This is a genomic window from Streptomyces sp. GbtcB7 (assembly GCF_019091445.1).
In the GTDB taxonomy this organism is placed as follows: Bacteria; Actinomycetota; Actinomycetes; order Streptomycetales; family Streptomycetaceae; genus Streptomyces; species Streptomyces mirabilis.
The window spans coordinates 1-14,303 of record NZ_JAGXJM010000008.1 but is presented as its reverse complement, the minus strand read 5'-3'; the positions used below and the strand labels follow the sequence as shown (position 1 = coordinate 14,303).

General features: G+C 69.9%; 14 protein-coding genes and 1 pseudogene. 6 read left to right on the top strand and 9 right to left on the bottom strand.

Annotation, left to right across the window (positions count from 1 at the left end; translation table 11 throughout):
• Window positions 1-78: 78 nt before the first annotated feature.
• A complete protein-coding gene (locus KVT44_RS15030) occupies window positions 79-474 on the top strand; it encodes an SDR family NAD(P)-dependent oxidoreductase (RefSeq protein WP_217567424.1) in 396 nt (131 codons plus the stop codon).
• A 218-nt stretch (window positions 475-692) separates the two neighbouring features.
• Window positions 693-1,000 (top strand): annotated as a pseudogene (locus KVT44_RS15025) (SDR family NAD(P)-dependent oxidoreductase); the annotation flags it as partial.
• A 43-nt stretch (window positions 1,001-1,043) separates the two neighbouring features.
• Here KVT44_RS15025 and KVT44_RS15020 read toward each other — a convergent pair.
• Both KVT44_RS15020 and KVT44_RS15015 read right to left on the bottom strand, forming a co-directional pair.
• A complete protein-coding gene (locus KVT44_RS15020) occupies window positions 1,044-3,107 on the bottom strand; it encodes an AAA family ATPase (RefSeq protein WP_217567423.1) in 2,064 nt (687 codons plus the stop codon).
• A gap of 83 nt (window positions 3,108-3,190) precedes the next feature.
• On the bottom strand, window positions 3,191-3,796 hold the full coding sequence (locus KVT44_RS15015) for a TetR family transcriptional regulator (RefSeq protein WP_099921912.1): 606 nt from the start codon (window positions 3,794-3,796) through the stop codon (window positions 3,191-3,193).
• Between the two features lie 138 nt (window positions 3,797-3,934).
• Here KVT44_RS15015 and KVT44_RS15010 point away from each other — a divergent pair, with 138 nt between their 5' ends.
• The gene (locus tag KVT44_RS15010) at window positions 3,935-4,915 is read left to right on the top strand and encodes a zinc-binding dehydrogenase (RefSeq protein WP_217567422.1); all 981 of its coding nucleotides are present in this window, start codon (window positions 3,935-3,937) and stop codon (window positions 4,913-4,915) included.
• Here KVT44_RS15010 and KVT44_RS15005 read toward each other — a convergent pair.
• The 3 genes from KVT44_RS15005 to KVT44_RS14995 form a co-directional block, all read right to left on the bottom strand.
• Entirely contained in the window at window positions 4,860-5,231 is a 372-nt protein-coding gene (locus KVT44_RS15005; protein WP_217567421.1) for a hypothetical protein, read from the bottom strand. The two genes, KVT44_RS15010 and KVT44_RS15005, sit on opposite strands and share 56 nt — an antisense overlap.
• Window positions 5,232-5,257: 26 nt before the next feature.
• Complete coding sequence (locus KVT44_RS15000; RefSeq protein ID WP_229889096.1) at window positions 5,258-7,402, bottom strand: aminoglycoside phosphotransferase family protein; 2,145 nt, start codon at window positions 7,400-7,402, stop codon at window positions 5,258-5,260.
• 317 nt (window positions 7,403-7,719) lie between these two features.
• Window positions 7,720-8,634, bottom strand: coding sequence for a GntR family transcriptional regulator (locus KVT44_RS14995; protein WP_190170869.1), 915 nt, complete (start codon window positions 8,632-8,634; stop codon window positions 7,720-7,722).
• Between the two features lie 193 nt (window positions 8,635-8,827).
• On the opposite strand from KVT44_RS14995, the gene KVT44_RS14990 reads away from it, so the two are divergent.
• A complete protein-coding gene (locus KVT44_RS14990) occupies window positions 8,828-9,028 on the top strand; it encodes a hypothetical protein (RefSeq protein WP_190170870.1) in 201 nt (66 codons plus the stop codon).
• 63 nt (window positions 9,029-9,091) lie between these two features.
• Here KVT44_RS14990 and KVT44_RS14985 read toward each other — a convergent pair whose 3' ends face one another.
• Window positions 9,092-9,880 (bottom strand): HAD family hydrolase, encoded by a 789-nt coding sequence (locus KVT44_RS14985; RefSeq protein WP_099921908.1) that lies wholly within the window; start codon window positions 9,878-9,880, stop codon window positions 9,092-9,094.
• Entirely contained in the window at window positions 9,829-10,710 is an 882-nt protein-coding gene (locus KVT44_RS14980; protein ID WP_099921907.1) for a GntR family transcriptional regulator, read from the bottom strand. The genes KVT44_RS14985 and KVT44_RS14980 overlap by 52 nt, the downstream gene beginning before the upstream one ends.
• A gap of 215 nt (window positions 10,711-10,925) precedes the next feature.
• Between KVT44_RS14980 and KVT44_RS14975 the strand changes: the two genes are divergently transcribed.
• A complete protein-coding gene (locus tag KVT44_RS14975) occupies window positions 10,926-11,114 on the top strand; it encodes a hypothetical protein (RefSeq protein WP_054232404.1) in 189 nt (62 codons plus the stop codon).
• 18 nt (window positions 11,115-11,132) lie between these two features.
• On the opposite strand, the gene KVT44_RS14970 is transcribed toward KVT44_RS14975, so the two are convergent.
• The gene (locus KVT44_RS14970; RefSeq protein WP_099921906.1) at window positions 11,133-12,053 is read right to left on the bottom strand and encodes a winged helix-turn-helix domain-containing protein; all 921 of its coding nucleotides are present in this window, start codon (window positions 12,051-12,053) and stop codon (window positions 11,133-11,135) included.
• 170 nt (window positions 12,054-12,223) lie between these two features.
• Here KVT44_RS14970 and KVT44_RS14965 point away from each other — a divergent pair, with 170 nt between their 5' ends.
• Complete coding sequence (locus KVT44_RS14965) at window positions 12,224-12,409, top strand: hypothetical protein (RefSeq protein ID WP_217567420.1); 186 nt, start codon at window positions 12,224-12,226, stop codon at window positions 12,407-12,409.
• Window positions 12,410-12,628: 219 nt separating this feature from the next.
• On the opposite strand, the gene KVT44_RS14960 is transcribed toward KVT44_RS14965, so the two are convergent.
• Window positions 12,629-13,885: a GNAT family N-acetyltransferase gene (locus KVT44_RS14960; protein ID WP_217567419.1), complete on the bottom strand. Its 1,257-nt coding sequence runs from the start codon at window positions 13,883-13,885 to the stop codon at window positions 12,629-12,631.
• Window positions 13,886-14,303 lie beyond the last annotated feature (418 nt).

Genomic DNA, 14,303 nt, shown 5'->3' with positions numbered 1-14,303 from the left:
CTTCGCCGAGTGGCGGGGCGGTGACCGGACCCCCGTACGCCTACCGTGGTCCGGTCACCGCCCCGAGGAGCACCTCACATGATCGCGCTCGTCACCGGCGCCAACCGCGGCATCGGCCGCGAGGTCGCCCGGCAACTGGCCGTCGCGGGCCACACCGTGTTTCTGACGGCCAGATGTGCCGAGGCCGCCGCCGAAGCGGCCCGCGCCGCCGGGCCCGACGCGCACCCGCTGCGCCTGGACGTCACGTCCGAGGCGGACATCACCGCGGTCGCCCGGGAGCTCACCGCCCTGGACGTGCTGGTCAACAACGCGGCGATCACGTACGACACCTGGCAGCGCGCGACCGACGCCGACCTGGACGTCGTACGGGAGGCGGCCGAGACGAATCTCTACGGGCCCTGGCGGCTGACGCAGGCGCTGCTGCCGCTCCTGCGGGCTAGGGCCTGTCCGGCGGATCAGGTTGGAGGAAAGTAACGGCGCCTCATCAGCGCAGGTGAGCGGGGTCTGGTGCGTGCAGCTGCAAGGCGGAGGAGGGCGTCGACGCGATGGGGGTCCCCCTACTCGAGCGAAGCCGAGAGCTCGGGGGAGTCGGCAACCGACGACAACGCCGCTGGGGGCACCCCCTGCTCGAAGAGCTCGGGGGAGGGCGTGCCAGACCCCGCGTCTCCGGCATGATCCGCCGGACAGGCCCTAGCGCGCACCCGCGGGTCGTCAACGTCTCCAGCGAGGTCGCGTCCCTCACGTCGATGGGTGGCGGCACCCCCGCGTACACGTCGACCAAGGCGGCCCTCAACGCCCTCACCCGCATGTCGCCGCCGAACTGCGTCCCGACCGGGTCCTCGTGAACGCCGTCTGCCCCGGCTGGGTCGCCACCGACATGGGCGGTCCCGGCGGGCGCCCGGTCGCGGAGGGCGCCGCGAGCGTCGTATGGGCGGCGACCCTCCCGGACGACGGCCCGACCGGCGGCTTCTTCCGCGACGGGCAGCCCCTGCCGTGGTAGCCACCGGGTCACACGGCCGGTCCTGACCCCGGTAGCGGCCGGGTCACCAGGGCAGGGGCCGCGCGTGCACGACCTCCAGCCGCGACACGGCCCGGGTGAGCACCACGTACAGCCGGTGCAGGCCGCGCGCCTCCGCCTCGGCGACGGCCGCCGGTTCGACGGCCACCACATGGTCGTACTCAAGTCCCTTGGCGAGGGTGGCGGGCACCACCGCGACACGTGCGCCCAGTTCCTCGGGCCCCGCGGCCTCGACCCCCGCGGCGCGCAACGCCTCGCGCACCCCCCCGACGTCCGGGTCGGCCGCGATGACGCCGATGGACCCCTCGTGCGCGAGCGCGCCTCGCACCGCGTCGACGGTGGCGGGCAGTACGTCCCGTGCGTCGGGAACCGCGCGGACCGTCAGCTTCCCGTCCCGGCGCAGTGACCGAGCCGGCGGTACGCGCACGTCGAGTCGTGCCAGCAGCCGGTTGGCGAGCCCGACGACGGCTTCCGGCACCCGGAACCCGATCGTCAGTGGCACCACGGCCGCATCCGGCTTCCCGAGATGCCCGAGCAGCTCGCCCCACTCCCGGGCCGCCCAGGGCGTCGTGCCCTGGGCGAGATCCCCGAGCACCGTGAGCGACCCGAAAGGAGCCCGGCGCGCGATCGCCCGGCACTCCATCGGTGACAGGTCCTGCGCCTCGTCGACGACCACGTGGCCGTAGCCTTCCGGGTGTTCGACCAGCCCGGCGACCTCGTCGAGAAGGACGAGGTCGGCGGCCGACCACCGGGCCGACTTGTACGAGCGGGGCGGCTTCGCCCACAGGATCGCCTTCTGCTCGTCGGCGTCCAGCAACCCGTCCGCCGCGTCGGCCAGCGCCTCGGCGTCGGTGAGGAGCCGGGCGAGGACCTCCTCGGGCCGCATCCGGGGCCAGACCGCGTCGACGTACGCGCCGACCGGCCGGGACCCGGAGACCTTCCGCGCCCAGGCGTTCGTCTGGGGTCCGGCGCGCCATTCGGCCTGTTCCCGCAGACGCCGCACGGCCCGCGTCCGTACCCGCTCGCGCCCGATGCCGTACGGGGGTTCTTCCGCCCGTACGCCGTCCACGATGCGGTTCAGTTCCTCGGCCGACACGCGCCACCGGTACGAACCGTCCGGGACGACGAGGGGGTCGGCGTACGTGCCGATGTTCCCGTACAGGGCCCGGCGCAGGACCTCCGCCATCCGTGCGTCGTGTTTGACGGCGGCGGCACGCTCGTCGTCGCGCGCCGTGACGGGGTGGCGGGCGATCTCGTCCCCGAGCGTCGACTGCCGTACGCCGGACTCGCCGAGGGCGGGCAGCACCTCGGCGATGTACGCGAGGAAGGTGGGGTTGGGACCGAGGATCAGCAGTCCACCGCGGCGGATGCGCTGGGGGTGGGTGTAGAGGAGGTAGGCGGCCCGGTGCAGGCCGACGGCCGTCTTGCCGGTGCCGGGGGCGCCCTGTACGCACACGGACGTGGCGAGGTCCCCGCGGACGAGGTGGTCCTGCTCGGGTTGGATGGTCGCGGCGATGTCCCTCATGGGGCCGACGCGAGGGCGTTCGATCTCGCCCGTGAGAATGCGGCTCTCCGGAACCGAGGTGCCTTCAGGGCCCCGATCCGGTCGGCCCCCTCCGATGTGTTCGTCCTCCAGGCCGGTGAGGTCCGCCGAGTCCCCCTTGCTCCCCGGCGCCCAGCCGAAGCGCCGGCGCACGGCCACGCCCTGGGGGTCGCGGGCGCTCGCCTGGTAGAAGGCGCGTGAGACGGGGGCGCGCCAGTCGACGACGAGGGGTGGGGCGGCGGGGTGTTCGGTGATGCGCAGGCGGCCGATGTGGTAGCTCTGCCCGGCGTGTTCACCACCGCCGGGGGCGAAGTCCAGCTTGCCGAAGAACAGCGGGCCTTCGGGGAGTTCGCGCAGATCCCTGGCCTGGCCGCGCAGCTGCCGGCCGAGCACTTCGGCGTCGGCACCGGAGGCGGAGACGTCCTCGCCGGTGACGACCTGCTCCTCGGCGCCGTCGACCATCGCGGCGAGGCCGGCCCGGCAGGCGTCGTGGTGGGCGCGTTCATGGGTGAGGGAGCGGGCGAGGGCGGGGTCGGTTGACGTCACCCGGCCAAGGATACCGAATAACGTTACCAAGTAACATTCTTTACTCGGTAACCCTCTTTGCCCGGTTACTCATCCGCATGGATCTACGCATAGCGCGGAAGACCCGCCTCCAGCTGCGCGAACGCCTCCTCGGCCGCGGCGACCGCGTCGGGCCGCACCTGCTCGACGGCTTCACCGTCGGCGATCCGCCGCCAGTTCTCCAGGGCGAGGACGCGCTGTACGGCGATGATCTGTCCGGCGGCGAGCCGGGCGCCGAGGTCGCCGCCGAGCGCCCCGGCGAGCGCGGCTTCGGACCGCTCCAGGTAGCTGAACATCCCGGCGGCCAGGGAGGGCGTCCCGTAGAGGAGACGGTGATATGCCAGGACCTGCGGGGCGTCGTTGAGGCCGGTGACGGGGTCGCGGCGCTCCAGCCCGTCGAGGAAGTGCCGGCGCAGCGCCGTCAACGGGGACGGCCCGCGTGCGGCCACGCGCGCGGGTTCGTCCTCGTGATCGGCGAACCGGTGCAGGACCAGGTCCTCCTTGGTCGGGAAGTACCGGAAGAGCGTCGGCTTGGAGATCTCGGCGGCGGCGGCCACCTCCGCGACGGACACGGCGTCGAACCCCTTCTCCAGGAAGAGTCCGATCGCGATGTCGGAGACAGCCTGGTACATCCGCTGCTTCTTGCGCTCGCGCAGTCCGATCTCACCCATGCCCCGAGCCTACGCACGCCCCGGCACCTCCTTGCCCCTCCCTGACCCTCCTTGGCCCTCCTTGACCTCAACCAGGCTTCAGGTCGAAGACTGTCCGGCGTTCGGCCATGCCTGTCTTCGGCTTTGAGGAGCGTTGCGATGCGTGCAGTGCAGGTGAAGGAGTTCGGCGGCCCCGAGGTCCTGGTTCCCGTGGAGCTTCCCGATCCGGTTCCGGGGCCGGGGGAGGTCGTGATCGACGTGGCGTACGTGGACACGATCTTCGTCGAGACGCAGGTGCGGGCGGGGTGGGGGCGGGAATGGTTCCAGGTGGCTCCGCCGTACGTCCCCGGGGGCGGCGTGTCCGGTGTCGTCGGTGCCGTGGGGGCGGGCGTTCCCGGCGAGTGGCTGGGGCGCCGGGTCACGTCCTATGTCACGGGCGGCTATGCGGAGCGGGCCGTGGCGGCGGTGTCGGCGCTGACGGTGGTACCCGACGGCCTGGACCTGCGCAGCGCGGCGGCCCTGGTGCACGACGGCGTCACCGCCAACGGCCTGCTCGATCTGACCGCCGTGGGCCCCGGCGACCGCGTACTGATCCTCGGCGCCTCCGGTGGCATGGGCACGCTGCTCGTCCAACTGGCCCACGAGCGCGAGGCGCGGGTGGTCGCGGTGGCCCGCGGGGACGCCAAACTCGCCCTGGTACGGGACCTCGGGGCGGACGACGTGGTGGACGCCACCCGGGACGACTGGGTGTCCGCCGCCCGCAAGGCGCTCGGCGGGGCCGTCGAGGGGGCGGACGTCGTCCTGGACGGTGTGGGCGGCGACCTGGGGGCCGCGGCCCTGCCCCTGACGGTCGACGGCGGCCGGTTCTCCGCCCACGGGGCGCCGTCGGGCGGCTTCTCTCCCCTCGACACGGAGGAGGCCACCCGCCGGGGGATCGAGCTCTTCGGCATCGCCGACGTCCAGTTCAGCCCCACCGACCTGGGCCGCTTCACCTCCGACGCCTATGCCGAGGCAGCGGCGGGGCGGCTACGGCCGGTGATCGGGGAGGTGTTTCCACTGGAACGGGCGGCTCAGGCCCATGCGGCTATTGAGGGGCGGGGGTTGGTGGGGAAGGTGGTGCTGGGGGTGGCCCAGGTGTGAGAGAGCTCCAGCTCGGGGCCGACGCCAGACTCCACAGGTCGTCGAGATGCTTGTTCCAGGTGGCGACGACGGACTTGGAGTCCTCGTCACCCTCCCGGGACCAGACATTGAGGTCGGTGCGGTAGCCCTTGGGGTCGTAGAACTCGGGCTCCGAACTGCGCTGCACGGTCCGGGCGACCACGTCGTAGAGACCGTGCAGCGCCAACTCCCGGTTGAAGACGCAGATCTTGTCCCGCGGTAAGCCCGGGTAGAGGCGGTACTCGCACTCCGCCGTCACCCGCCCACCCGAGGTCAGCCGCTCCGCGATCGCCGACAACCGCCGAGTCGGACGTTCCCGGAGGGTCAGAAGTCCGCGGAGACCCCGGCTGTCCGTCGGCCTCCATGGTCCCCGTGCGGCAGTGCGCGGGCAAGATAGGGATTCGCCGTCAATTTCCCCGACAGTCCCAGCGCCGCCGTGGCCTCGGCCAAGGTCATCGCGTAGGTGTCCACCGCCCGGCGGACGTTGGGGGCGTCCAGACTGTCGCCGGTCACCAGACGGTCGAGGTCCACGTAGGCCGAGCGGACGACCTCCATCCAGCGGTACACACGCCAGTCCTCGCGCCAGCCCTTGGTGCACTCTTCCGGCAGCAGCCGATCCCAGCGGGAGAACAGCCGCTCGCGGATCTCGGGACGTGTGGGGGTGAGGTGCATGTGACGGACCAGGTCGTACAGCGGGTCACCGACGATCGCCATCTCCCAGTCGATGAGGATCAGACCGCCGTTGTCCTGGCGCACGAGGTTCCATGGGTTGAGATCCCCGTGCAGCAGCACGGGCCGGCGCGGGGCCAGGGTGTGGCGGTCCAGGATCTCACCGAGTCGGTAGCCGTTGGGCAGACCCAGTTCCCGCGCCAGGTCACCGGTGGCCTTGGGGAGGTGGTTCACCATGCGGACCAGTTCGTCGCGAAGGCCCCGGTAGAAGTCCCACCCCTGCAGCTCGGGGTCCAGCTGCTCGCAGTCGACGAAGGTGAGCGCCAGGAGCTGATCCACGAGGTCGTCCGCCTCGTACGGCCGGAGTCCGTCCGCCGGGTGCTCCGGTGGCCGGAACTCGTCGGCCGACCCTTCGTACGAATGGATGGTGAACTGTTCCTTCAGTCCACTGATACCCAGGGCCAGCACGCGCGGGGCACGTACCCGCGGGGCACGCACCCGCGGACTCTCACCCGGGACCTGCGGGGAAACGTTTGACCGCTCGATGGCCTCAAGGACGGCGTGCTCATTGAGGAACCGGCGCTCCCGGGCGTTCGCCGCGCCGACCTTTCGGCGGACCATGACGGGAAACGCCACTTCTGACACCCGCACGGCCGTGTTGAGATGAGCCGTGCCCTTGAACACGCGGTCCGCGGCCGCCGCCCCCTCCTCGAACAGTGCCTTGCTGACAGCCGAAGCGGGGAACTCCGGATGCGGGGGGACCCGGTGGTCGCGTTCCCAGACGATCTCCGAGACCGACCGGTCGCGGTTGTGCAGGCCTCCGTGGGACTCGTTCCAGCGGAAGAGGGTGCGCTCGATCTCGCTCTCGTCCGGCACGCCCATGAGCCGCAGTGGCTCCTCGGCCTTCAGCAGCGCCCGGTGCACCGCACGGGTCGCGGCGTCCAGCCTCTGCTGGTCGAAGGAGTCGCCGAGCGAGGAGGCGGCCCGCATCACATCCGGGTAGACGGACTGGGCGCGCTCGAAGGCCAGATAGTGCTTGAGGTCGCGGTCGAGACCGTGCACGGCTTTGGGGCGCCGCCGTCCCATGGCCTCGCGCCACGCCTCGATCACCGCGGGCCACTGGTGATCGGGATACTCCATCCGCACCAGATGCGTGGCGAGGTCGTGCAGCGGGTCCCCGTAGGTCGCCAGCTCCCAGTCGACGCAGATCAAGGGGGGATCACCGGCGTACGAGACGATCACATTGTCCCGGTGCAGGTCCGTGTGAAGGAGGCTGAAGGGACGGCTGATGAGCGCCGGCAGCCGTTCCGCGAAGCGCACCATCGCGTCTTCCGGGATGCCCAGCATCGCGAAGAGCCCGCCGAATTCGGCCCGGTTGCGCTGCCGGATCTGCTCCTCCGCCGCGAAGGCCAACGCTCGCAGAAAGGCTCTGCTGTCCCGGCTGGACCGGGGCCAGGACGCCGGCAGCGGAGGGAGGTGCTGCCTGCGCACCTGCGTCATGTCCGCGAGGAGCTCCGCGAGCGCGGCGACCAGGTCCGAGTCCACGTGGTTGCCGTTGGGACAGACCCTCGACAGCGGAACACCGTCCACATAACTGAGGATGGTCACGTCTCCGTGCTTGACCAGGCACCGCGGAACGTGTGGCAGCACACCGCAGATCGTGTTGAGGATCTCCGCCTCGTCCTGCCACGTCCTGATGACCACGGGCAGCGCCGAGGGAATCCGCACCCGCACCGTCACCGGCGCCCCGTCGTCGCACGCCACCAGACGGGACTCGTCCTCGGTGAGCGGGCGCACCATGTAGTTCAGGTTGTGGTGTCCTCGGCCGAACGAGCCGAGCGCCCTGGCGTAGCGCACGAAGTCGTCGTACGCCGCGTCCGCCGCCCTTTCCAGAGCCGGTGGGCCAGGCGGTCCCGGCATCGGCGGAACGCCCACGGGTCACTCCTGAATAACTGTGCGTCATAGCAGATGTTCATGCGCCCCGACCGGGGTGAGCACACCTTAGTGCCCACCCGCGGGTACCGCAGAGCCGACTGCGGAATCTGTGCCTACTTGGAAGAGAGTTGTATATCTCCACGCCGTTACTCCGTTGGAGGCCCGGTGGAATGCGAGTCGCCTCAGGGCGCTTCCGCGAGCAGGCTCCAGCAGGAGTCGAACCAGGCCTGCATGCTCTCCATGAACACAGAACCTGGGGAGTCCGGATCACCCTCGTCGTTGACGTGCCGGGTCAGGGTCGCCCCCAGACCCAGTACGTCCGTGGCGTCGAGCTCCGTGCCGTCGTCCAGCAGGACAGCCCGCCGCACTATTTCGTACGGCCCGAACAATGCCTCTGCTCCGGGGCGCAGATAGAGCTTGAATGCCGGGGCCAGCGGTACGTGCCGGATCTCCACCTGAACGGACGGCACCAGACCTTCGCCCTGGAGATCACGCAGGGCGGCACGCAGCGACATCGTGTGTCGGCGGGTGATGGCGTGCAACCGTTCCTGGAGCTGCCCGTGCAGGCGTTCCAATTGGCCGGGATCCTGCGGCTCCGCACCGTCCTCCGGCTCCTTGGCGCGCGGATACGGAAGCGCAAGGGACTCCGAGGGCAGCAGCATCCGCAGTTCGATGCGGTCGGGCCGCACCATGCCGAGGCGGATACTCTCGGCCTGCAAGCGGATATGGGTGTCCAGGGACTCGGACGTGAGGGTGAACACGTCCAACCGAACGACGGGTTGGGCGAAGGCCCGCGCGATGAAGGGACCCAGGGCCGCACGCACCCTGGGTGCCTCCATCTGCGGCGCTCCCAGGTGTATCGGGCTCTTCACCACCCGCGTTCCGCTGCCCTGACGGGACTTGATCCAGCCTTCGCTGTTCATCTCCCGCACCACGCGCTGCACGGTGTCGCGTGAGACCCCGAGTTCCTCGGCGAGTTCACGTTGGGGGGGCAACTGGGATCCCACCGCGTACGTGCCGTCGGCGATCCGGACGCGCAGCGTCTCCAGGACGCGCACGAACTCCGTTCCCCCTCCATCGCCGCGTTCTTCCGTCACACCGCGACCGTACCTCGCTCACCTCACGGACAAACCGCTTCCAGTCACATTGGCGGCTGGATTTGGCCGCCGAAAGCTGGAAGTGGACTGACTTGTTAAGGGATCAAAGAGATAGGGCAGACCAGATTCAAGGCAACCAGTCCAATTGGACAGTTAGTTGATCGATTCACTGAAGTGGACGGGGGTGGGAACCATGATCTTCTTTCAACTGGTGGGCGTAGGGGTCCAATTCTGCGTGTCCCAGCTGGTGCAGACGCGACTCGGGTTCGCAGGTCTGGTCGTGTTCACGGTGGCCCTGGTGGGCGTACAGGCGGAGCATCCCCGCCTGGTCCGCTGGTCGGCCGGAGTCCTGGCCGGTCTCTTCTTCCTGTTGACTCTTCAGCTTCAGACCTGACCTCCTCCGGCCCGAACCCTCCGGGCCCGACACTCCAGGCCCGACGCTCAAAGGCCCGACACTTCAGGCCGACCCCCGAAGCACCCTCAGCACCGGCTCCAGTGAGCTCACCACGTCCTCGGCGCCCGCTTCGCGCAGGAGCTTCTCCTTGTAGGCGGTGCGGGCGTAACCGAGGAAGGGGACGCCGGCCTGGCGGGCGGCCTCGTAGTCCGAGGGGGCGTCGCCGATCATCAGGGCGGCGGCGGGGGCCGCGCCGAGGGCGTTCAGGGCGCGGTTGAGGCAGTGCGGGTCCGGCTTGAGGTGGTGCAGGTCCTGGCCCCGGCCGTAGACGTTGGGGGCGAAGCAGTTGGTGAGATCCCGGCTCGCGAGGTAACTGGCGGCCGTGCGAGCCGAGTTGTTGGTCGCGATGGCCAGCCGTGCGCCTACGGCACTCCAGGTCCGGATCAGCGGGTCCGCGTACGCGGTGGGCCAGGCGGACGGCACCGCCTTGAGTTCCTGCTGGGTGAGACGTTCCTCCAGCTCGCTCACCAGATCGCTGTGCGGATGGCGGCGGTGGACGGCGTAGAGGACGACCATCGGGTCAGGGTGGACCTGTTCGTCCTCGGTGAGCAGTCCCCGCAGCCCCTGCCGCTCCAGCCACTCCACCAGGTCCTTCGCCACATCCTCCGCGGAGTGCCCCGCGAACAGCCGACAGATCGGCCCGTCGAAGTCGAAGAGCACAAAGCGAGCGCGTTCGATCACTTCCCGCAAGTTCTCGGTCTCTGCTGCCACAGGTTCAGTCTGCGCCGTATCAGAAGTCACTAGGAGAGTGTCAGGTCCGTGGTGATGGTTTCCCAGAGGGCGTCGAACCACTTCTGGGATTGGTCCACGAACGCGGCGTCCCGCTGGCCGGTCCGCTTCTCGAAGGAGAAGAGGAGGGAGTCCGAGCCGAGGGCGTCGTACATGTCCAGCGTCACGTCGGCCATCTCCTCCTCGCGCCGGGTGACCATGTAGTAGGCGATTAAAGCCTCGGCGCCGTTGAGCAGGTACAGCTTGATGGGCGGGGTGAAGGGCAGGGCCCGGAACGCCACGCGCACGTCGATGCCGTGCGAGGAGCGCAGGGCGCGCAGGTTGTGCTGGAGGACGTGGACCTGGGCGTTGCGCTGGGCGAGCCAGCGTCCGTGGACCGGGTCGTCGTCACCGCGGCCGTCGACGGGGACCGGGAAGGCGAGGTTGATGTCCCGGGACGGAAGCAGGATGCGGACGTCGATCGACTCCGGGCGGATACGGCCCTCGTGGATCAGCCGGACCGGTTCGCCGAGCGCCAGCATCAGGGTCTCGGCGGTCAGGCAGGCCGCGTCGACCCGGACGTGCGGCGCGGAGAACGCGTCCGCCAGCCGGGGAGCCAGTCCGACCATCGTCGTCTGCGGCTCGTTCCGGGCCGAGGCCGGCGGCTCCGCGATCCGCGGGGGGCTGCCCTTGCTGACGTTGCTCAGCAGTCCGTCGTCCTGGAGCGCGCGCAGGGCCTGTCGAACGGTGCCCCGCTCGACACCGAACTCCTCTGCCAACTCGGCCTGAGTTGGCAGGCGGTCGCCCGCCTTGAGGTCACCGGCTCGGATCCGATCCCGCAGGACGTCGGCGATCTCCTGGGGCGAGAGCCTTCTGCTGCCGTTCACTGCAACGTTCTCCTGGGTCACGACCAAACGCTACAACTCTCGTCCATCTACGGGGAGTTGTTTGAAAGTTGTTTATGGATAGTAGCCAAGTGGGGACAACTTAATCAGAGTTGGTCACCAACTTAGCCAAGTTGGCGGAAGTTTTGCCTCCCCCACCCGAGTCCGTTCACCGACTCACCCGGCCTCACCCTCGCACACCCCAGAGGAACCACCACGCCACAGTAGAAGCAGGAGAACCGCCCATGCCCGCCATAGCCCTTCTCTCCGCCCTCTTCGTCGTCGGCTTCGACCAGTTCGTGCAGTGGCAGTACGGCACGACAGGCGTCATCGGCCTGCTGCTCCTCACCATCGGGATCAAGGCCAAGAGCCCCACCTGCAGCTCCATCGGCGCGGTCGTCCTCGCCCTGATGGTCGCGGGTCCTGCCCTGTGACGTGCGGGGGAGAGTCGGTCAGCTCGACAGCAGCAGCTTCGAGCTGATGGTCTCCCACAGTGCGTTGAACCAGAGGTGGGACTGCTCCACGAACGTGGTGTCCCGCAGCCCGGTCCCCTGCGCGAAGGGGAACAGCATGGACTGAGTGCCCTGGACGTCGTACATCTCCAGGTACTCATGGTCCACTTCCTCCTCGCGCCTGGTCAGGGTGTAGTAGGCGAAGAGCGCCTCGACCCCGTTGAGCAGGTACAACTTCACCGGCGGGGTGAAGGGGAGCGCGCGGAAGGTCACGTTGACGTCGATGCCGTGTGTGGCGCGCAGGGCGAGCAGGTTGTGGCGCAGCACCTGGCCCTGGGCGTTGCGGTTGGTCAGCCAGCTGCGCTGGAGCCGGCCGGCCGTCGAGGCGTCCACCGGCGCGTCCACCGGCGCGGGAAAGGCGAGGTCGATGTCACTGCTGGGAAGCAGCACGCGGACGTCCACCCTGGCCGGTTTTATTCGGCCCGCGTGAATTTGCCGGAGGGGTTCGCCCATGGCAAGGGTGAGCGATATCGATGTCAGGCACAGCGCGTCGATCTCCACGTGCGGGGCTTCGAAGGCGGCCGTGATCCGGCCGCCGAGTGCCACCGTGGTGGGCTGCGGTGAGGCTTCCGGGCCGGTCAGAGCCCGTCCCAGGGTGTCGGCGACGGTCGCCGGGCTCCCTTTGGACACGTTGACGAGCAGATGTTCCGACTGCAGGATGCGCAGCGCCTGCCGGACCGCCCCGCGTTCGACTCCGAACTCGTCGGCCAGCTTGGCCTGCGTGGGCATGCGCTGCCCCGGCCGCAGCTGGCCGGACCTGATCCGGCTGCGCAGCTCGTCGGCCACCTCGCGGTGTGACCTCTGTGGCCGTGGTGACCTGTTCCGTCCATTGACGGAGGCGTGTTCCGGTTCCACGACCAAACACTACAACTTCGCGCCATCTTTGGGCAGTTGCGGGATAGGTGGTTATGAGTCGACCCAACGCGGAGATAACTACCAGTGAGTTGGTTGCCAACTTACACAACATGGTCACACTTCCCGAGGGTTGGCCGCCAGAGTCGTCCTCCCCAGGACCCCAAGGAGGGAACGTCATGCCGCTCATCGCCCTCGCCGTCGCCGCCCTCGCCATCGGATTCGAGCAACTCGTCCAGTGGAAGTACGGGCCGCTGGGCATCATCGCGTTCGTCGCGCTGTCCGTCGGCCTCAAGGCCAAGAACACCACCATCAGCGGCATCGGAGCCGTCCTGCTCGTGATGCTGCTCGCCCAGTCCGGCTGATCGGACGCCACCGTCCGGCAGTCCGGCTGACCGGGCTCCCCTCCGGAGGGGAGCCGGGAGCTCGGTCAGTCCGTACCACGCACCACCGCACCATCGAACAACCGCACGGCTACGGATGCAGTGCACCACCACTCGCCGACGGAACCGGAAGGAGCACCACACCAGCCTTACAGGCCGCACCATTCGGAATCGGAATCGGAATCGGAATCAGCATCGGAATCAGAAGATGTCCGGGCACCACGGTCGCCTGGACGTGCGGAGCAGGGCGTCGGCGACGATGGCGGCGCCCTCTCGTTCTTCGCGCACCCGCCCGAGCGCGGCAAGCCGCACCGCCGACTCGTCGCCCAACCACAGGGCCGCCAACTCGCCCACGTTCAGGGTGAGATCGGCGGTCGTCGTGGTCGGCGCGCAGGTCGCCCCGTCGAGTCCGGCCTCCAGGCGGTAGCGCCCGGCGGACAGTCCGTCCCCGTCGGTGACGTCCAGGACCAAGGTCCCGGACCCCGCGTACGTACGCGCCTCCAGAGCCCGTACGACGTCCAGGATCCGCACCCACAGCCAGTCCGCCTGGGTCGTGATGCGGGCGGCGCGCGGATCGGGCAGGAAGTGCGGGAGCAGGTCGTCGGGGGCCCGCCAGCCGGTCTTGACGTGGGCGATCCAGTCGATCGAGCAGAGGTACCGCCACAGGGCGCGTTCGGCCGCCGGGGTCACCGTGATCAGCCAGTTCACCTCGGCCGTGTTCAGCGGTTGCTTGACGTCGCCCCAGTTGTCGTCCGACTCGTACGAGACCAGGCCCTCGACCTCGCCGGTCGCCGAGCGGTACACGGCGTAGAAGGGCTCCTTCCAGGAGTCGCCGCTCAGGCTCAGTGCGCCGGTGTTGATCTGCCACCAGCGCTCGTCGCGGCTGACCGCGCCCGGCTGGGTGCGACGGAGGCGGTCGTGCAGGTCCGGGCCGAGCTTGCGTACGTCCTCGCCGTCCACCAGGTCGATACGGGCGCCGTCGGTCGGCCCGGACCAGCGGGGGTCCAGGCCCGACCTGGAGACGTCGATGGTCCACTCGGTGGCGGTGGTGGCCTGGCCGAAGCCGTACCGCCCGTAGATCGGGTACTCCGCGGCGATCAGGGTGGCGACCACGTCGCCGCGGTCCTTCGCCGCGGTGAGGTCGGTGGCCATCATGCGGGTGAGGAGGCCTCGGCGGCGGTGGGTGGGGGTGACGGAGACGTTGGTGATGGCGTCGGCGGGGACGGGGGTGCCGCCGACGGTGGTGAGCTGCTGCGGGAACGATCGGAAGGTGGCGATGCAGCGGCCAGTGTCGAACGCGCCGAGGGTTCGTTGCGGGAGGATGATCGAACCACGGTTGGTGATCTCCTGGTCCGATACGGCCGGGGAGCGTAGGAACCCCGTGTTCAGCGCGCGGATCCAGGCCGGGATCTCGGTCTCGGTGATCGTTCGTACGTCGATTTCTTCGCGACGGCTCATGGGGGCACGCTAGGGCGCCGGACGCGCCCCTGTCGCACCGTTTTCGCCCCCGGGGCTCCGCCCCGGACCCCGTAAGCCGTCCTTTCGACTGCGGGTGAGTGGGGGCTGATCGCGCAGTTCCCCGCGCCCCTAAGGGGCGCTGCGCGCATCTTCGGCCCGTCCGGCGTTTGAGGACGAGCCCTTCGGGCGATGCGGGGTGCGGGGCGCAGCGATGCGGGGGTGCAGGGGGCGGAGCCCCGCGGGGGTTCGGGGGCGGAGCCCCGGTGGGGTGCAGGGACGAAGCCCCGCGGGCTCCAGAGGCTTTGCCCCCGGCAGGGTGCCGGGGCGGCAGCCCGCCGGGGGCCAGGGGGGGGCAGGCCCCGGTGGGGGGCAGGGGCGGAGCCCCGCGGGGGGGGGGGGGGGGGGGGCGGGGGGGGAG